This is a genomic window from Pseudomonas sp. T1.Ur, from assembly GCF_023516725.1.
GTDB lineage: Bacteria > Pseudomonadota > Gammaproteobacteria > Pseudomonadales > Pseudomonadaceae > Aquipseudomonas > Aquipseudomonas alvandae.
Window position 1 is genome coordinate 6,224,588 of record NZ_JAMGSN010000001.1, and the last position, 17,391, is coordinate 6,241,978.

At 61.3% G+C, this 17,391-nt stretch carries 16 protein-coding genes; 10 read left to right on the top strand and 6 right to left on the bottom strand.

The genetic code is table 11. From position 1 onward, the window contains the following. Positions 1-18 precede the first annotated feature (18 nt). From bioF to M8Q45_RS27625, 10 genes are all read left to right on the top strand, one after another. Positions 19-1,197, top strand: coding sequence for an 8-amino-7-oxononanoate synthase (gene bioF / locus M8Q45_RS27580; protein WP_249877181.1), 1,179 nt, complete (start codon positions 19-21; stop codon positions 1,195-1,197). Further along, on the top strand, positions 1,190-1,921 hold the full coding sequence (locus M8Q45_RS27585; RefSeq protein ID WP_249877182.1) for an alpha/beta fold hydrolase: 732 nt from the start codon (positions 1,190-1,192) through the stop codon (positions 1,919-1,921). The genes bioF and M8Q45_RS27585 overlap by 8 nt, the downstream gene beginning before the upstream one ends. Then, positions 1,914-2,723, top strand: coding sequence for a malonyl-ACP O-methyltransferase BioC (gene bioC, locus M8Q45_RS27590; protein ID WP_249877183.1), 810 nt, complete (start codon positions 1,914-1,916; stop codon positions 2,721-2,723). The genes M8Q45_RS27585 and bioC overlap by 8 nt, the downstream gene beginning before the upstream one ends. Continuing rightward, on the top strand, positions 2,720-3,400 hold the full coding sequence (bioD, locus tag M8Q45_RS27595; protein WP_249877184.1) for a dethiobiotin synthase: 681 nt from the start codon (positions 2,720-2,722) through the stop codon (positions 3,398-3,400). Before bioC ends, bioD begins: the two co-directional genes overlap by 4 nt. A 118-nt stretch (positions 3,401-3,518) precedes the next feature. Beyond that, positions 3,519-3,815 carry a pyrroloquinoline quinone biosynthesis protein PqqE gene (locus M8Q45_RS27600; RefSeq protein ID WP_249877185.1) on the top strand — a complete coding sequence of 99 codons (297 nt, stop codon included), beginning with the start codon at positions 3,519-3,521 and terminating at the stop codon, positions 3,813-3,815. A gap of 273 nt (positions 3,816-4,088) precedes the next feature. Further along, positions 4,089-5,894, top strand: coding sequence for a phenylacyl-CoA dehydrogenase (locus M8Q45_RS27605; RefSeq protein WP_249877186.1), 1,806 nt, complete (start codon positions 4,089-4,091; stop codon positions 5,892-5,894). A 368-nt stretch (positions 5,895-6,262) separates the two neighbouring features. Then, positions 6,263-7,552 (top strand): GGDEF domain-containing protein, encoded by a 1,290-nt coding sequence (locus M8Q45_RS27610; RefSeq protein WP_030139256.1) that lies wholly within the window; start codon positions 6,263-6,265, stop codon positions 7,550-7,552. A 91-nt stretch (positions 7,553-7,643) separates the two neighbouring features. Beyond that, positions 7,644-9,440, top strand: coding sequence for an acyl-CoA dehydrogenase C-terminal domain-containing protein (locus M8Q45_RS27615; protein ID WP_249877187.1), 1,797 nt, complete (start codon positions 7,644-7,646; stop codon positions 9,438-9,440). A gap of 219 nt (positions 9,441-9,659) precedes the next feature. After that, a complete protein-coding gene (locus M8Q45_RS27620; RefSeq protein ID WP_249877188.1) occupies positions 9,660-11,438 on the top strand; it encodes an acyl-CoA dehydrogenase C-terminal domain-containing protein in 1,779 nt (592 codons plus the stop codon). Between the two features lie 334 nt (positions 11,439-11,772). Beyond that, a complete protein-coding gene (locus M8Q45_RS27625; RefSeq protein WP_003177654.1) occupies positions 11,773-11,931 on the top strand; it encodes a YqaE/Pmp3 family membrane protein in 159 nt (52 codons plus the stop codon). Between the two features lie 128 nt (positions 11,932-12,059). On the opposite strand, the gene M8Q45_RS27630 is transcribed toward M8Q45_RS27625, so the two are convergent. The 6 genes from M8Q45_RS27630 to pqqA form a co-directional block, all read right to left on the bottom strand. Next, positions 12,060-13,886 (bottom strand): alpha/beta hydrolase family protein, encoded by a 1,827-nt coding sequence (locus M8Q45_RS27630; RefSeq protein ID WP_249877189.1) that lies wholly within the window; start codon positions 13,884-13,886, stop codon positions 12,060-12,062. Beyond that, entirely contained in the window at positions 13,852-14,982 is a 1,131-nt protein-coding gene (pqqE, locus tag M8Q45_RS27635; protein ID WP_283939267.1) for a pyrroloquinoline quinone biosynthesis protein PqqE, read from the bottom strand. The genes M8Q45_RS27630 and pqqE overlap by 35 nt, the downstream gene beginning before the upstream one ends. Continuing rightward, complete coding sequence (gene pqqD / locus M8Q45_RS27640; protein WP_030139251.1) at positions 14,975-15,250, bottom strand: pyrroloquinoline quinone biosynthesis peptide chaperone PqqD; 276 nt, start codon at positions 15,248-15,250, stop codon at positions 14,975-14,977. Before pqqD ends, pqqE begins: the two co-directional genes overlap by 8 nt. After that, positions 15,247-15,999, bottom strand: coding sequence for a pyrroloquinoline-quinone synthase PqqC (pqqC, locus tag M8Q45_RS27645; RefSeq protein WP_249877191.1), 753 nt, complete (start codon positions 15,997-15,999; stop codon positions 15,247-15,249). Before pqqC ends, pqqD begins: the two co-directional genes overlap by 4 nt. Before the next feature lie 177 nt (positions 16,000-16,176). Next, positions 16,177-17,088, bottom strand: coding sequence for a pyrroloquinoline quinone biosynthesis protein PqqB (pqqB, locus tag M8Q45_RS27650; protein WP_249877192.1), 912 nt, complete (start codon positions 17,086-17,088; stop codon positions 16,177-16,179). A 79-nt stretch (positions 17,089-17,167) separates the two neighbouring features. Beyond that, positions 17,168-17,242: a pyrroloquinoline quinone precursor peptide PqqA gene (gene pqqA, locus M8Q45_RS27655; protein WP_003177660.1), complete on the bottom strand. Its 75-nt coding sequence runs from the start codon at positions 17,240-17,242 to the stop codon at positions 17,168-17,170. Positions 17,243-17,391 lie beyond the last annotated feature (149 nt).

A 17,391-nucleotide genomic window follows, 5' to 3' on the forward strand; every position in this document is an offset into this window, starting at 1 on the left:
TAAACAGTTGAGGCCAGCATGCCCTTCGATCTCGCCGCACGCCTGGCTGCCCGTCGTGCTGAAAATCTCTATCGCCAGCGCCCGCTGCTCGAAAGCCCCCAAGGTCCGGAAGTGGTGGTCGACGGTCAGCCGCTGCTGGCGTTCTGCAACAACGATTACCTGGGCCTGGCCAATCACCCGCAAGTGATCGAGGCCTGGCGCGAAGGTGCCGCGCGTTGGGGCGTCGGCGGTGGCGCATCTCATCTGGTCATCGGCCACAGCGGGCCGCATCACGCCTTGGAAGAGGCGCTGGCCGAGCTGACCGGCCGCCCACGGGCGTTGCTGTTCACCACCGGCTACATGGCCAATCTCGGCGCGGTCACGGCGTTGGTCGGGCAGGGCGACACCGTGCTGGAGGATCGCCTCAACCACGCCTCGTTGCTCGATGCCGGGTTGTTGTCCGGCGCGCGTTTCAATCGTTATCTGCACAACGATGCCCGGAGCCTGGCCCAGCGCTTGGAAAAGGCGGTTGGCAATACCTTGGTGGTCACCGATGGGGTGTTCAGTATGGATGGCGACGTCGCCGACTTGCCGGCCCTCGCCCGTGAAGCCAAGGCCAAGGGCGCCTGGCTGATGGTTGATGATGCCCACGGCTTCGGCACGCTGGGCGCCAGCGGCGGCGGTGTCGTCGAACATTTCGGTCTGAGCCAGGAAGACGTCCCCGTGCTGGTCGGCACGCTGGGCAAGGCCTTTGGCACCGCTGGCGCCTTTGTGGCGGGCAGTGAGGAACTGATCGAAAGCCTCGTCCAATTCGCGCGTCCCTACATTTACACCACCAGTCAACCGCCAGCCCTGGCCTGCGCCACGCTCAAGAGCCTTGAACTGCTGCGCAGCGAACATTGGCGGCGTGAGCATTTGCAGCGGCTGATCCGCCAGTTCCGCCAAGGCGCGGAGCAGATCGGTTTGCAACTGATGGACAGCTTTACGCCGATCCAGCCCATCCTGGTCGGCGATGCCGGACGGGCGATGCAGTTGTCGCGGATGCTGCGTGAACGGGGGCTGATGGTGACTGCGATCCGACCACCGACTGTCCCCGCTGGCAGTGCTCGTCTGCGTGTGACCCTGACCGCCGCCCACAGTGAGGCTCAGGTGCAACTACTGTTAGAGGCACTGGCAGAATGTTCTGTCCGACTGGGACCGGAGCCGAGTCATGCGTGATCGACTGATATTGCTGCCTGGTTGGGGCCTGGGCGTTTCGCCTCTGGAACCGTTGGCCGCTGCGCTGCAGGGGCTCGATGAGCACTTGCAGGTGGAAATCGAGCCCTTGCCGGCGCTGGCTTCGAGCAATCTGGCGGACTGGCTCGACGAGTTGGACGCGACGTTGCCCCAGGATGCCTGGCTCGGAGGTTGGTCCCTGGGTGGCATGTTGGCCTCGGAACTGGCGGCGCGCCGGGGCGAGCGCTGCTGTGGCGTGCTGACGTTGGCCAGTAATGTGTCTTTCGTGGCTCACGATCAATGGCCGAGCGCGATGGCCGGTGAGATCTTCGATGGATTTCTTGCCGGGTGTGCGGCCGATCCGCGCCAGACGCTCAAGCGCTTCAGTTTGCTATGTGCCCAAGGTTGCGGCGACCCCCGGGGGTTGTCGCGATTGTTGCTCGGCGGCGCACCGAATACAGCGCCTGACGTGCTGATGGCCGGTCTCGAGTTGTTGACGCTGCTCGATACTCGTGTGGCGTTGCAGGGGTTTCGCGGCCCGCAGTTGCATTTGTTTGCCGGGCTCGATGCCTTGGTGCCAGCCGAAGCGGCGGGCGAGTTGCTGGCATTGCTGCCGGATGTCGAAATCGGCCTGATTGAACAGGCCGGCCACGCGTTTCTTCTGGAAGATCCCCACGGCGTGGCGGGGGCGATCCAGGCTTTCTTGCATGAGTCCGGTGATGACTGATTTGTCTATGAAGTTACCTGGCGCCTTGCCCGATAAACGTCAGGTCGCGGCCTCGTTTTCCCGGGCGGCGGCCAGCTATGACAGCGTCGCTGAACTGCAGCGTGACGTGGGGCAACAATTGCTCGGGCGACTGCCTTCGTCGCTCGATCCGCAGCGCTGGATGGACCTGGGCTGTGGCACCGGTTACTTCACCCGGGCCTTGGGTGCTCGTTTCGGCGAGGACGCCGGCTTTGCGCTGGATATTGCCGAAGGCATGCTCAACCATGCTCGCCCAAGAGGCGGGGCCGCGCATTTCATCGCCGGTGATGCTGAGCGGCTGCCTTTGCAGGCGGCGAGCTGTGAGTTGGTTTTCTCCAGCCTTGCGGTGCAATGGTGCGCCGATTTTGCCTCGGTGCTGAGCGAGGCCCATCGCGTATTGAAACCGGGCGGTGTGTTTGCCTTTACCAGCCTTTGTGTCGGCACACTGTACGAATTGCGTGACAGTTGGCGTCAGGTGGATGGCTGGGTGCACGTCAACCGTTTCCGTGATTTCGAGACTTATCAACAGTTGTGCGCAAGTAGCGGATTGAATGTCCTCTGCCTGGAAAATCAGCCCCATGTGTTGCACTACCCGGATGTACGTAGCCTGACCCACGAATTGAAAGCATTGGGCGCTCATAATCTGAACCCGGGCCGACCCGGAGGGTTGACGGGCAGGGCGCGAATCCTCGCGTTGGTCGAAGCCTACGAACGGTTCCGCCAGGCCCAGGGCCTGCCCGCGACCTATCAGGTGGTCTACGCCGTGTTGGAGAAACCACTATGAGCCAGGCTTATTTCATCACCGGCACTGACACCGACGTTGGCAAGACCACCGTTGCAGCGGGCCTGCTGCACGCGGCGCGACAGGCCGGCATGAGCACGGCTGCTGGCAAGCCGGTGGCCTCCGGCTGCGAGGTGACGCCCAAGGGCCTGCGCAACGCCGACGCCTTGGCGTTGCTAGCCGAATGCTCGATGCCATTGAGTTATGCACAGGTCAATCCGGTGGCGTTCGAGCCTGCGATCGCGCCACACCTCGCCGCCCGGGAGGCCGGCGTGGCGTTGACGGTACAGTCGCTGCTGGGCCCGATGCGCGAAGTGCTGGCACTGGACGCTGACTTCACCTTGATCGAAGGCGCAGGCGGTTGGCGTGTACCGTTGGCCGGCCAGGACAATCTTTCCGACTTGGCGATAGCGCTGGGGCTGCCGGTGATCCTGGTGGTGGGCGTGCGCCTGGGGTGTATCAGTCATGCGTTGTTGACCGCCGAGGCTATTGCCCGTGACGGTTTGCAATTGGCCGGTTGGGTGGCAAATATCATCGACCCGGCCACCTCGCGCCTCGAGGAAAACCTGGCGACCCTGGCCGAACGCCTGCCGGCGCCCTGCCTGGGCCGGGTGGCGCGGATCCAGAGCGTAACGGCTGAAGCGGTGGCCGAGCACCTGCAATTGGATTTGCTGGACTGAGAACCCGCCAAGGTTTTGCCTATGACGAGGCACTGTGCCATTAGTGTTTTTGTCGGGTGTTTTTCCAGGGCTTCTGTTTCAATGCCGGTGTCGACCCTTCAAGAAGACGAGCCCTGTCATGGAAATCTCAGGAAATACCGCATTCTATGCCGGTCTGAGCACGATTCAGACAGGGCAGAACCGTGTCGATCAGGCCTCCAGCCAGATCGCCAACAATACGATCGAGCGTTCGGTCACCAGCCAGTCGTCCGAAGTTCAGGTCGATCGCCTGCGTTCGGTGGATCGCAGCCAGCAATCGGACCTCGCCAGCAACATGGTTGAGATGGCCGATGGGAAGTTTCAAGTGCAGCTAGGCGTGAATGTCGCCAAGGCTTCCGATGAGATGCTGGGTACGTTGATTGATACTTTCGCTTGATACAAGCGCCTGAGATTTATGAGAACGCCGCGATTATTCGCGGCGTTCTTGTCTCTGCTGTCTTATTGCTCGACTAATCTTTTTTGCAGGCATCGCTGATTTTTCAACGCGATGGTTTTTCCGTGTCCGATATTTTTCCAGGGGTCGATGACGAACGGCGAAGGATCGACGCTTGACAAGGTTTGGGCGTAAACGTATGTTTCAAACACCTGTTTGACCGCTATAAAAAACCACGGTCGTTCATCCCCGGTTACATCAGCAGAGGTTATCGCTATGCCTGACTACAAGGCCCCCTTGCGTGATATTCGCTTCGTTCGTGACGAACTGCTCGGCTACGAAGCGCATTATCAGAGCCTTCCGGCTTGCCAGGACGCAACTCCGGACATGGTTGACGCCATTCTCGAAGAAGGCGCCAAGTTTTGTGAGCAGGTGTTGGCGCCACTGAACCGCGTGGGTGACCTCGAAGGTTGCACCTGGAGCGAGTCCGGCGTGAAAACCCCGACCGGCTTCAAGGAAGCCTACAAGCAGTTCGTCGAAGGCGGCTGGCCAAGCCTGGCCCACGACGTCGAGCACGGTGGTCAAGGCTTGCCGGAATCCCTGGGCCTGGCGGTCAGCGAGATGGTCGGCGAAGCCAACTGGTCGTGGGGTATGTACCCGGGCCTGTCCCATGGCGCGATGAACACCATTTCCGAGCACGGTACGCCCGAGCAGCAAGAGGCTTACCTGACCAAACTGGTGTCCGGCGAATGGACCGGCACCATGTGCCTGACTGAACCGCACTGCGGCACCGACCTGGGCATGCTGCGCACCAAGGCCGAGCCTCAGGCCGATGGTTCCTACAAAGTGACCGGCACCAAGATCTTCATTTCGGCCGGCGAACACGACATGGCCGACAACATCGTCCACATCGTGCTGGCACGCCTGCCGGACGCACCGGCTGGCACCAAGGGCATTTCGCTGTTCATCGTGCCGAAATTCCTGCCTAACGCCGACGGCACCATCGGCCAGCGCAACGCGGTGAGCTGTGGTTCCCTGGAACACAAGATGGGCATCCACGGCAACGCTACTTGCGTGATGAACTTCGACGCGGCCACCGGTTTCCTGATCGGCCCGGCGAACAAGGGCCTGAACTGCATGTTCACCTTCATGAACACCGCACGCCTGGGCACCGCGCTGCAAGGCCTGGCCCACGCCGAGATCGGCTTCCAGGGCGGCCTGAAGTACGCCCGTGATCGCTTGCAGATGCGTTCCCTGACTGGCCCGAAAGCCCCAGACAAGGCCGCTGACCCGATCATCGTCCACCCTGACGTGCGTCGCATGCTGCTGACCATGAAAGCCTTCGCCGAAGGCAACCGGGCGATGGTCTACTTCACCGCCAAGCAGGTCGATATCGTCAAGTACGGCGTGGACGAAGAAGAGAAGAAGAAAGCCGACGCGCTGCTGGCGTTCATGACGCCGATCGCCAAGGCCTTCATGACCGAAGTCGGCTTCGAATCGGCCAACCACGGCGTGCAGATCTACGGCGGCCACGGTTTCATCGCCGAGTGGGGCATGGAGCAGAACGTGCGCGACAGCCGTATCTCGATGCTGTACGAAGGCACTACCGGCATCCAGGCGCTCGACCTGCTGGGTCGTAAAGTGCTGATGACCCAGGGCGAAGCGCTCAAGGGTTTCACCAAGATCGTCCACAAGTTCTGCCAGGGCAACGAAGGCAACGAAGCACTCAAGGAGTTCGTCGAACCCCTGGCTGCGTTGAACAAGGAATGGGGCGAGTTGACCATGAAGGTCGGCATGGCCGCCATGAAGGATCGCGAAGAAGTCGGCGCGGCCTCGGTGGATTACCTGATGTATTCCGGTTATGCCTGCCTGGCTTACTTCTGGGCCGACATGGCGCGCCTGGCGGCGGAAAAACTCGCAGCCGGCACCAGTGAGGAAGCGTTCTACACCGCCAAGCTGCAGACCGCGCGCTTCTACTTCCAGCGCATCCTGCCGCGTACCCGCACTCACGTTGCAGCCATGTTGTCGGGCGCCAACAACCTGATGGACATGAAAGAAGAAGATTTCGCGCTGGGCTACTAAGCCCTGCGTGGTTCTTCACAAGAGCCGCTGCTTCTTCGGGAGCAGCGGCTTTTTTTTTTGTGTCTGCCAACGCCAGTCAAGGCAAACTCGTGGCAAGGGAGCTTGCTCCCGCTGGGCGTGAAAGCGGCCCCAAACCTGCCAAATGCGGAATATCAGACACACCGCACCCGCCGGTTTACGACTGCTTCGCAGCCGAGCGGGAGCAAGCTCCCTCGCCACAGGAGGGGCGCGGTGATTCTGAAACAATATTCATCCAACCCAACCCTAAGAAAACTTCCCGCTCTGCCGTTACAGCGATGGCAGTGTGACATCGGTCACGCCTCGCGTGCACAATGCCATCTTTGATCAGCCGGGTCGGAGCTTTACCCTTGCCGCGTTCTTCCGCTGTACGTTTGAGCCATTTCCTACCGTCACTGCTGCTGTTGTTGTCGGGGCTTGCGGCTGCCTACGTCAAGGATCTCAACGTCTTCTTCACCTCCCTGTTCAATGTGCTGCCTACATTGGTGTTGCTTCTGGGAGGCGCGTATTGCGCCGTTTACCGACGCCAGCGCGAACTGTTTCTGATGGTCACGGTGTACATCGCCTACTTCCTGCTGGACACCCAGACCGACTTCTACCGGGATAACGGCAAGGTGCGCGAAGACGCGGCGGTGGTGTTCCACCTCGTCTGCCTGTTGCTGCCGCTGTTGTTCGGGCTGTTTGCGGCGTGGCAGGAGCGCACCCATCTGTTCCAGGACATGGTGGCGCGGTTCGCGGTGTTGCTGGTTTTCGGCAGCGTGGCGCTGGCCCTGGAGCAAAGTTTCCCCCAGCCGTTGCTGCTGTGGCTCTCGGAGATCCGCTGGCCCGCGTTGCACGGCGCCTGGATGAGCCTGATCCAGTTGTCCTACCCGATGTTCGCCGCCGCATTCCTGCTGCTGGCCTGGCAATACTGGCGCAACCCCCGGCCGCTTCACGCGGCGCAACTGGTGGGGTTGCTCGGGTTGTTCTGGATGCTGCCCAAGACATTCATCCTGCCGTTTACCCTGAACATCATGTGCAGCCAAGTCATGTTGATGATTGCCGCCGCGGTCGCCCACGAGGCTTATCAAATGGCCTTCCGCGACGAACTCACCGGCCTGCCTGGGCGTCGGGCACTGAACGAACGCATGCAGCGCCTGGGGCGCAATTATGTGTTGGCGATGAGTGACGTCGACCATTTCAAGAAATTCAACGACACCCACGGCCACGACGTCGGCGACCAGGTGCTGCGCCTGGTCGCCAGCAAGCTGTCAAAGATCGGCGGTGGCGGTAGGGCATATCGCTACGGTGGCGAGGAATTCGCCTTGGTGTTCGCAGGCAAGACCATCGATGAGTGCATGCCCCACCTGGAAGTCATCCGCCAATCCATCGAGACGTACGCGATTCAACTGCGCAATCCCGACAGTCGTCCCCAGGACGATCAACAAGGGCGCCAGCGTCGCGCCGGCGCTGGCGCCTCCAGCGTTTCGGTGACCGTCAGCATCGGCGTGGCCGAGCGCATCGAGCAGCGTACGCCCGAAGAGGTGCTCAAATCGGCGGACCAGGCGCTCTATAACGCCAAGGGCGCGGGTCGAAACTGTGTGATCGCCTTCGGCCAGAATCGTCGCGGCGCGGTGCGCATGGAAGCCGCCGCGGGTTGAGTGATGATGGCGCATTCAGCGTCTGGACTGTGATTGTGAGGCTTGATGGCCGGCAGTAGGTTGGAGCGATCTGCTACCGGAGAAAACCACCATGCCCGAGTACAAAGCCCCCCTGCGCGACATGCGCTTCTTGATCGACCACGTCTTCGATTTCCATGGTCGCTATGCCGAACTGGGTGCCAGCGATGCCAGCTCGGACATGGTCAGCGCCATCCTCGAGGAAGGCGCGCGATTCTGTGAGAACGTGCTGGCGCCACTCAATCGCCCTGGTGACGAAGAGGGCTGCCATTTCGACAACGGCGTGGTGACTACGCCTACAGGTTTCAAGCAGGCTTTCGCACAGTATGTGGAAGGCGGCTGGCACGGCCTGGCGGCGGACCCGGCGTACGGCGGCCAGGGCCTGCCCAGTTCCCTGGGCCTGGTCATCAGCGAAATGATCGGGTCGAGCAACACGTCCTGGGGCATGTACCCCGGCCTGACCCACGGCGCCATGTCGGCCATCCACGCCCACGGCACCGAGGAGCAGAAGCAGACCTACCTCAGCAAACTCACTGCCGGCCAGTGGACCGGTACCATGTGCCTGACCGAAGCCCACTGCGGCACTGACCTTGGCATCATCAAGACCCGCGCCGTGCCTCAGGCTGACGGCAGTTACGCGGTGACCGGCAGTAAGATCTTCATCAGTGCCGGCGAGCACGACATGAGCGACAACATCATTCACCTGGTGCTCGCCAAGCTGCCCGATGCGCCGGCCGGGACCAAGGGCATCTCGCTGTTCATCGTGCCGAAGTTCCTGCCCGACGCCACGGGCGAGGCCGGGGAGCGCAATGGCGTTTCCTGCGGGTCGATCGAGCACAAGATGGGCATCAAGGCCTCGGCCACCTGCGTGCTGAATTTCGACGGCGCCAAGGGTTTCCTGATCGGCGAGGCGAACAAGGGCCTCAATTGCATGTTCACCATGATGAACCACGCTCGCCTCGGCACTGGCATGCAAGGCCTGTGTTTGGGCGAGGCGAGTTTCCAGGGCGCGATCAAGTACGCCAACGATCGCCTGCAGATGCGTTCGCTGACCGGCCCCAAGGCTCCGGAAAAAGTCGCTGACCCGATCATCGTCCATCCCGACGTGCGTCGAATGCTGCTGACGATGAAAGCCTTCAACGAAGGCAACCGTGCGTTGACCTATTTCACCGCCCAATTGCTCGACACCGCGCACCTGGGCCGCGACGAAACCGCCCGTCAGGAGGCCGAAGACCTGTTGGCGTTCCTTACCCCGATCTGCAAAGCCTTCATGACCGACACCGGACTGGAGGTGACCAACCACGGCATGCAAGTGTTTGGCGGCCACGGTTTTATCCGCGAATGGGGCATGGAGCAACTGGTGCGCGACTGTCGGATCGCGCCGATCTATGAGGGCACCAATGGCATCCAGGCCCTGGACCTGCTGGGGCGCAAGGTCCTGGGCAGTCAGGGCAAGTTACTGCGCGGCTTCACCAGGATCGTCCACAAGTTCTGCGCCGCCAATGCCGGGCATCCGCAGCTCGACGGATACGTTGCGCAACTCGACGGCCTCAACCGGCAGTGGGGCGAACTGACGACCCAGGTTGGCATGGCGGCCATGAAAAACCCGGATGAGGTGGGGGCTGCCTCGGTGGATTACTTGATGTACAGCGGCTACATCATCCTGGCCTACCTCTGGCTACGGATGGCGTTGGTGGCCCAGGCGCAACTCGACAGTGGCGACGGTGATGCAGATTTTTGCCGGGCCAAGCTGGCGACTTGCGAGTTTTATTTCCAGCGCCTGCTGCCGCGCACGACCGCTCATCGGGCCGCCGTCGAGGCTGGGAGTGAATGCCTGATGAAGTTGCCGGCGGAGTTGTTTGCGCTTTGATTGAGGGGAATGCCAAAGATCGCAGGCTTCGCCAACTCCTACATGGAAATGCGTATTCCCTGTAGGAGCTGGCGAAGCCTGCGATCTTTTCTAGTGACTAAAAATAATAAAACGGTCATGGGTTGACCCTATGTGTCGCAAAAGTTGTTGAGGTACACTCTGGCCCATTGCGAAACCGCTTTCCTACGAACCAATTGTTTAGATCTTGCGAGGTTTGCCATGGCTGACTACAAAGCGCCCCTGCGCGATATGCGCTTCGTCCTCAATGAAGTGTTCGAGGTCGCAAAACTCTGGGCCCAATTGCCGGCGCTGGCCGAGACCGTGGATGCTGAAACTGTCGAAGCGATTCTGGAGGAAGCCGGAAAGGTCACCAGTAAAAGCGTCGCCCCCCTCAGCCGTGCGGCTGACGAAGAGGGTTGTCACTGGTCGGACGGCGCCGTCACCACGCCGGCTGGTTTCCCACAGGCCTACAAGACTTACGCCGAGGGCGGTTGGGTTGGCGTAGGCGGTGATCCGGCTTATGGCGGCATGGGCATGCCCAAGGCCGTTTCGGCCCAGGTCGAGGAAATGGTCAACTCGGCCAGCCTGTCCTTTGGCCTGTACCCGATGCTGACCGCCGGGGCTTGCCTGTCGATCAACGCCCATGCCAGCGAAGAATTGAAAGCGGCGTATCTGCCGAACATGTACGCCGGTGTCTGGGCCGGTTCCATGTGCCTGACCGAGCCTCACGCCGGTACCGACCTGGGCATCATCCGCACCAAGGCGGAGCCCCAGGCTGACGGTTCCTACAAGGTCAGTGGCACGAAGATTTTCATCACCGGCGGCGAACACGACCTCACCGAAAACATCATCCACCTGGTGTTGGCGAAACTCCCGGACGCACCGGCTGGGCCGAAAGGCATCTCGCTGTTCCTGGTACCGAAATTCATGGTCAATGCCGACGGCAGCCTGGGTGCGCGGAACGCGGCCAACTGCGGGTCGATCGAACACAAAATGGGTATCCAGGCGTCCGCCACGTGCGTGATGAACTTCGACGAGGCCGTGGGTTATCTGGTCGGCGAGCCGAACAAAGGCCTGGCGGCGATGTTCACCATGATGAACTACGAGCGCCTGGGCGTCGGTATCCAGGGCCTGGCCACCGGCGAGCGCTCGTACCAGAACGCCATCGAATACGCCCGTGACCGCTTGCAAAGCCGCTCGCCAACCGGCGCGCAGAACAAGGACAAGGTCGCCGACCCGATCATCGTCCACCCGGACGTGCGTCGCATGCTGCTGACCATGAAAGCCTCGAACGAAGGTGGCCGCGCGTTTTCCACCTACGTCGCGATGCAACTGGATACCGCGAAGTTCAGCCAAGACCCCGCCACCCGCAAGCGTGCGGAAGACCTGGTCGCGCTGCTCACGCCCGTCGCCAAGGCTTTCCTCACCGACCTGGGCTTGGAAACCACGGTCCACGGCCAGCAGATCTTTGGCGGTCACGGCTACATTCGCGAATGGGGCCAGGAGCAACTGGTGCGCGACGTGCGCATCACGCAGATCTACGAAGGCACCAACGGTATCCAGGCGCTGGACCTGGTGGGACGCAAGATCGTCGGCAGTGGCGGGGCGTTCTATAAATTGTTCGCCGATGAGATTCGCCATTTCACCGCCACGGCAAGCAGCGAGTTGTCGGAGTTCACCAAGCCGTTGAACGATGCCGTCGGTACGCTGGACGAATTGACCGAATGGTTGCTGGACCGGGCGAAAAGCAATCCGAACGAAATCGGCGCGGCGTCGGTGGAGTACCTCCAGGCGTTTGGTTACACCGCGTATGCCTACATGTGGGCGCTCATGGCCAGGGCGGCCCTGGGCAAGGAAAGCCAGGACGATTTCTACGCAGGCAAGCTGGGTACGGCGCGATTCTACTTCGCCCGCCTGTTGCCGCGGATCCATTCCCTGAGCGCTTCAGTGAAGGCTGGCAGTGAGTCGCTGTTCCTGTTGGAGCCGGGCCAGTTCTGAAATATGTCGTCATGTAAGCAATTGCTTACATGACGTGCTGGCGATTTCCCTCTATCGTCCGATTGGATCCAGGGCTAATCTAGCCTCCATGGACGTAGCGCAGGACGCGCAAAGTAACAACACGGACACGTAGGATTCTGCCAGGAAGGCGGAGTGAAATGGATGTCAGGGAAACAGTCTGCAAAGCCCCGCTTCGGCGGGGTTTTCTTTTGTCCGCGTTTTTTATCGGCGGACGCTTTCGAATCGCCTCCCGCGAGCAATTACTGAACCCCGACGAGCGGGCAGGTGTCCATGGGCTATGGCAACGTGGCCATCGCTCATCAGGGAGTCATCCATGGATTTCATTCGCATCATCATCGCCATCCTGCTGCCACCGCTGGGTGTGTTCCTGCAAGTCGGTTTCGGCGGGGCTTTTTGGCTGAATATCCTGCTGACGCTGTTGGGTTATATCCCCGGCATCGTGCACGCGGTGTATATCATCGCCAAGCGCTGAATCCCCTGATAATTTGAACAAATCCTTGTGGGAGCGAGCTTGCTCGCGATAGCGATAGTCCAATCGATATTTTTGAACTGACACACCGATATCGCGAGCAAGCTCGCTCCCACAGTTTTTCGGATTGTCTACAAATCGCCGTCCAGCACTTTGCGATAAAACAACCACTCATGCTCCAGCGCATGCGCCTGGTTTGCAGCCTTGCGAAAACCGTGGCGTTCCTCCGGATAATAGTGCGCCTCCACTGGAACACCGTTGTCCTCCAAGGCCTTGACCATATCGCGGGTCTGCTGCGGCACGACCACGGCATCCAGCTCGCCTTGGAAAAAAATCATCGGCGCTCGGATCTGGTCTGCGTGAAGCAACGGAGTACGGGCCCGATAACGCTCGGCATCCACGTGCGGGTCGCCGATCAGCCAGTCCAGATAGTCGCCTTCGAACTTGTGCGTGGCGCGGCCCAGGGCAACCGGATCGCTGACGCCATAGAGGCTGGCTCCGCCACGGAACACATCCCGGAATGCCAAGGCGCAAAGGGTCGTATACCCACCGGCGCTGCCGCCACGAATGAAGGCGCAGCGGCCATCGGCCAGGCCTTGCTCATCCAGGTACGCAACGACGGCGCAGGCATCCTCGACGTCCACCACGCCCCAATTCAAATGCAATGCCTGCCGGTAGGCCCGGCCATAACCACTGCTGCCGCGGTAATTGAGATCGGCCACGGCAAAGCCGCGCTGGGTCCAGTACTGGATGCGCGGATCAAATATCGGATAACAGGCGGAAGTCGGCCCGCCATGGATGAACACCACCAGCGGCGGTTTCGCGCGGGTGTCCGTGGTGGGATAAAAGAACCCGTGGGCTTCGCTTGAAGCAACGGGATAGCGCAGGGTCTGTGGACGGCTGATCTGTTCGGCCGATAGCGGCGCAATGCCGCCAGCCAGCACGGTGGCGTCGTGGCTTTGTCGTTCGATGGCGATGACCGCCGACGGGCTCGTCGGCGAGGCGGCAATGGCGTAGATGAAACACTCATCCTGCGCCAGGCTGCGAAAGCGGCTGTAGGTCCCGGTAAAATCTTCGGTTGCGTCACCCTGGCACAAGCCCAGCCGACCAAAACCCGCCTCGCTCCAGCTCGCCAGGTAAGTCTCTTCGTCGATGGGCAGCCAGGTACAACCGCCCAATTGCCAGGGCGCGGGGGCGTGGTCGGCTTCGGCGGCAGCCAATGGCCTCAGGACGCCTGCATCTTCACCCCAGGGCTGCCAGTAGCCACCTCGATCGGTCAGGCAATAAAGACGATTGGAAGCATCGAAGCGCGGTTGCTGGATGGACTCCTCCGCACCGTGGCCGGCCACGCAGACCGGTTCGCCCCAACCTGAATCGTTGTGCTCGGCCAACATCAGCCGCGTGGCCGTCCAGGGCTGGTGCGGGCGACTCCACTCGATCCAGGCGAGGCGCCTTTGATCAGGACTCAGGATCGGCGCGGCATAGAAATCCGCGCCTTCGGCCAATACGCATCGCTGACGATCGATCAGCCCGATCGACACCAGACGGTGCTGGTTGGCCCGTTCTTCCACCGCCAACACATGCCCTGCGGCGAAGTACAGGTCGCCATATCGGCAGTCGCCCGAGGTCAACGCCACGGGGCGCGGGTCTTCCAGCGATTGGTGGTACAGCTGCTGGTCGGCCTCGTTGACAAACAGTACGCCCTTATCGCTCAGGCAGAACGACCCGCCGCCATATTCATAGACCCGGCTGCGCACGCTGAAGCCATCCGGGGTCAGGCAATGGGCTTCGCCATCTCGCCGATGCCAGATTCGGCAGGCGCCGTCCGCGGGACGGTATTCATTCCAGAACAGGCCCAGGGGGCCGAGTTGCAGTTCGGCAAAGTCGATGCCTGCCGCGACAGCCTGGGCGGCGCTGAGCGGATCAGCCTTTAACGATGAGGCGTGAGTTTCGTTCATTACGAAAGGCCAGTTGCTCGATGGTTTGCGTGGCGTGCTCGGCGTCTTCGCGAGCCTGGAGAATCATCCCATGGTGTTCGGATTTGCTGCACACCGGGTCGGCATTGCTGGCGTCGCCCGTGAGCATGAACGCCTGGCAACGGCAGCCGCCAAAATCCTTTTCTTTTTCATCGCACGAGCGGCAGGGCTCGGGCATCCAGTCGTAACCGCGAAAACGGTTGAAGCCGAACGAGTCGTACCAGATGTGTTGCATGCTGTGGTCGCGCACATTCGGAAACTGCACTGGCATTTGCCGGGCACCGTGGCAAGGCAATGCCGTGCCGTCCGGCGTGACGGTCAGGAAGATACTGCCCCAGCCATTCATGCAGGCCTTCGGGCGCTCTTCGTAGTAGTCCGGAGTCACGAAGATCAGCTTGCACGGGTTGCCTTCGGCTTCCAGCCTGGCTCGGTATTCGTTGGTGATGCGCTCGGCCCGCACCAGCTGTTCCCGGGTCGGCAGCAGACCGACGCGGTTGAGGTGCGCCCAGCCGTAGAACTGACAGGTGGCGAGTTCGACGAAGTCGGCTTCGAGGGCGATGCACAGCTCGATGATGCGGTCGATCTTGTCGATGTTGTGCCGATGGGTCACGAAGTTCAGCACCATCGGATAACCATGGGCTTTCACCGCCCGGGCCATTTCGAGTTTTTGCGCGAAGGCTTTCTTCGAGCCGGCCAGCAGGTTGTTCACCTGCTCGTCGCTGGCCTGGAAACTGATCTGGATGTGGTCCAGGCCAGCCTTCTTGAAGTCGCTGATCTTTTGTTCAGTCAGGCCGATGCCTGAGGTGATCAGGTTGGTGTAGAAACCCAGCTTGCGCGCCTCGCCGATCAGCTCGGCCAGGTCCTGGCGCACCAGCGGCTCGCCGCCGGAAAAGCCCAATTGCGCGGCACCCATTTCTCGCGCCTCGCGGAACACCTTGAACCACTGCTCCGTACTCAGCTCCTTGCCTTGCTCGGCAAAGTCCAGCGGGTTGGAGCAGTACGGGCATTGCAGCGGGCAGCGATAGGTCAGCTCGGCCAGCAGCCACAACGGCAGGCCAACGGCGGGCTTCTCAGGCAAGGGTGATCCAGTGCTGTGCACGGGCGACCTCCATGAATTGCTCGATGTCGTCACCGAGCTCAGGCACACCGGGAAATTGTTTATCCAGCTCAGCGATGATTGCCGCCACATCGCGTTCACCATCGATCAGGCCGCCGATCAGCGCAGCGCTGTCGTTGAGCTTGATCATGCCTTCAGGATAGAGCAGCACGTGGCCCTTCTGGGCCGGTTCGTACTGGAAGCGATAGCCGGGGCGCCAGTTGGGGGTTTGGCTGCGATCGAAACTCATAGGGTAATTCCTTTGTGCCAAACCCGTTGGTCGGTCACGGTGTGATAGGGCGGGCGGTTCAGTTCGTAGGCCATGCTCATGGCGTCGAGCATGCTCCAGAGGATGTCGAGTTTGAACTGGAGGATTTCCAGCATGCGGTCCTGGCCAGCACGCGTGGTGTAGTGCTGCAAGGTGATCGCCAGGCCATGCTCCACGTCGCGCCGGGCCTGGCCCAGGCGGGTGCGGAAGTATTCGTAGCCGGTCGGGTCGATCCACGGGTAATGCTGCGGCCAGCTGTCCAGGCGCGACTGGTGGATCTGCGGGGCGAACAGCTCGGTCAGCGAACTGCTGGCGGCTTCCTGCCAACTGGCCCGGCGGGCGAAGTTGACGTAGGCATCCACCGCGAAGCGCACGCCCGGCAGTACCAGTTCCTGGGAGCGCAATTGATCGGGATCCAGGCCCACCGCCTGCCCCAGCCGCAGCCAGGCTTCGATGCCACCGTCTTCGCCCGGGGCGCCGTCATGATCGAGCAGGCGCTGGATCCACTCGCGGCGGATCTCCCGGTCCGGGCAATTGGCCAGGATCGCGGCATCCTTGAGCGGGATATTCACCTGGTAATAAAAGCGATTCGCGACCCAACCCTGGATCTGCTCGCGCGTGGCGCGGCCTTCATACATCGCCACGTGATACGGGTGATGGATGTGGTAATACGCGCCCTTGGCACGCAGGGCCGCTTCGAACTCGGCGGGGGACAGGGGGGTGTCAGTCATGTCGGCTCTCCGGGAAATACCCGTGGGTTCTGTGGTGTCAGGGTTGGCCCTATCGCGAGCAAGCTCGCTCCCACATTGGTGGTGCTGTGAATCGAATGTTCGGTACGACTCGGACAACTGTGGGAGCGAGCTTGCTCGCGATGAGGCCAGCAGGTTCCCGTAGCCATCCAGCCCTTCCTACAACTCAATACTCATCCCGTCGTATGCCACTTCGATCTTGCGACGCACCAACTCGGCCCGCTCGGGCGAATCTTCATCGAGTATCGGGTTGGTGTTGTTGATATGGATAAGGACCTTGCGCTGCTCGGGCAGTTGCTCCAGCACTTCGAGCATACCGCCGGGGCCGTTTTGCGCCAGGTGGCCCATTTCCCGACCGGTGCGGGTGCCGACGCCACGGCGCTGCATTTCATCGTCGTCCCACATCGTGCCGTCCACCAACAGGCAATCGCTGCCGGCCATGATCTGTAGCAACGACTCGTCGACCTTGCCCAGCCCCGGCGCATAGAACAGCTTGCCGCCGGTGCGCAGGTCTTCGACGATCAGCCCGATGTTATCGCCTGGGTGCGGGTCGAAGCGGTGCGGGGAATAGGGCGGGGCGGCGCTGCGCAACGGCAGCGGGGTGAAGCGCAGGTTCGGGCAGGCGGCGATGGTGAAACTCTGGTCGAGTTCGATGCGGTTCCAGCTCAGCCCGCCGTTCCAGTGGGTCAGCATGTTGAACAACGGGAAGCCGGTGCTCAGGTCTTCATGGACCATATCGGTGCACCAGACCTGGTGCGGGCAGCCTTCACGCAGGCTGAGCAGGCCGGTGGTGTGGTCGATCTGGCTGTCCATCAGGATGATCGCGCCAATGCCAGTGTCCCGCAGGGCCCGGCCAGGCTGCATCGGGGCGAACCCCTGGAGTTGGGCGCGGATGTCCGGTGAGGCGTTGCACAACACCCAGCTCACGCCGTCATCGGAAATCGCAATGGACGACTGGGTGCGCGCCTGGGCCCGCAGGCTGCCGTTGCGAAAACCTGCGCAGTTGGCGCAGTTGCAGTTCCACTGCGGGAAACCGCCGCCGGCGGCGGAACCTAGAATCTGGACGAACATGGCCGCTCCATCTGCAAACCGAAATAAAAAACGCCCCGGATGACCGAGGCGTGGTGTTGCGTACTACCGCCTGCAGCAATCAACGGCTGGCGAAGTACATGGTGACTTCGAAGCCGATACGCAGATCGATATATGCGGGTTTGGACCAGGACATGGGAATACTCCTTTGGTTGGGGTGAGACGTTTTGGATCTATACATATAGTCCACCTCCGTTCGGAGATGTTCAGATGCTTAGGCGGCTATGTTACTAAATCTGTCAAAATCCTTCGCCGCGATTCTTTGAGAAAGCTCGTTGCAGGGCT

Excerpts from the sequence above, each read along its gene's own strand:
- bioF (WP_249877181.1), top strand. The coding sequence starts at position 19 with ATGCCCTTCGATCTCGCCGCACGCCTGGCTGCCCGTCGTGCTGAAAAT.
- M8Q45_RS27585 (WP_249877182.1), top strand. The coding sequence starts at position 1,190 with ATGCGTGATCGACTGATATTGCTGCCTGGTTGGGGCCTGGGCGTTTCG.
- bioC (WP_249877183.1), top strand. The coding sequence starts at position 1,914 with ATGACTGATTTGTCTATGAAGTTACCTGGCGCCTTGCCCGATAAACGT.
- bioD (WP_249877184.1), top strand. The coding sequence starts at position 2,720 with ATGAGCCAGGCTTATTTCATCACCGGCACTGACACCGACGTTGGCAAG.
- M8Q45_RS27600 (WP_249877185.1), top strand. The coding sequence starts at position 3,519 with ATGGAAATCTCAGGAAATACCGCATTCTATGCCGGTCTGAGCACGATT.
- M8Q45_RS27605 (WP_249877186.1), top strand. The coding sequence starts at position 4,089 with ATGCCTGACTACAAGGCCCCCTTGCGTGATATTCGCTTCGTTCGTGAC.
- M8Q45_RS27615 (WP_249877187.1), top strand. The coding sequence starts at position 7,644 with ATGCCCGAGTACAAAGCCCCCCTGCGCGACATGCGCTTCTTGATCGAC.
- M8Q45_RS27620 (WP_249877188.1), top strand. The coding sequence starts at position 9,660 with ATGGCTGACTACAAAGCGCCCCTGCGCGATATGCGCTTCGTCCTCAAT.
- M8Q45_RS27625 (WP_003177654.1), top strand. The coding sequence starts at position 11,773 with ATGGATTTCATTCGCATCATCATCGCCATCCTGCTGCCACCGCTGGGT.
- M8Q45_RS27630 (WP_249877189.1), bottom strand. The coding sequence starts at position 13,886 with ATGAACGAAACTCACGCCTCATCGTTAAAGGCTGATCCGCTCAGCGCC.
- pqqD (WP_030139251.1), bottom strand. The coding sequence starts at position 15,250 with ATGAGTTTCGATCGCAGCCAAACCCCCAACTGGCGCCCCGGCTATCGC.
- pqqC (WP_249877191.1), bottom strand. The coding sequence starts at position 15,999 with ATGACTGACACCCCCCTGTCCCCCGCCGAGTTCGAAGCGGCCCTGCGT.
- pqqB (WP_249877192.1), bottom strand. The coding sequence starts at position 17,088 with ATGTTCGTCCAGATTCTAGGTTCCGCCGCCGGCGGCGGTTTCCCGCAG.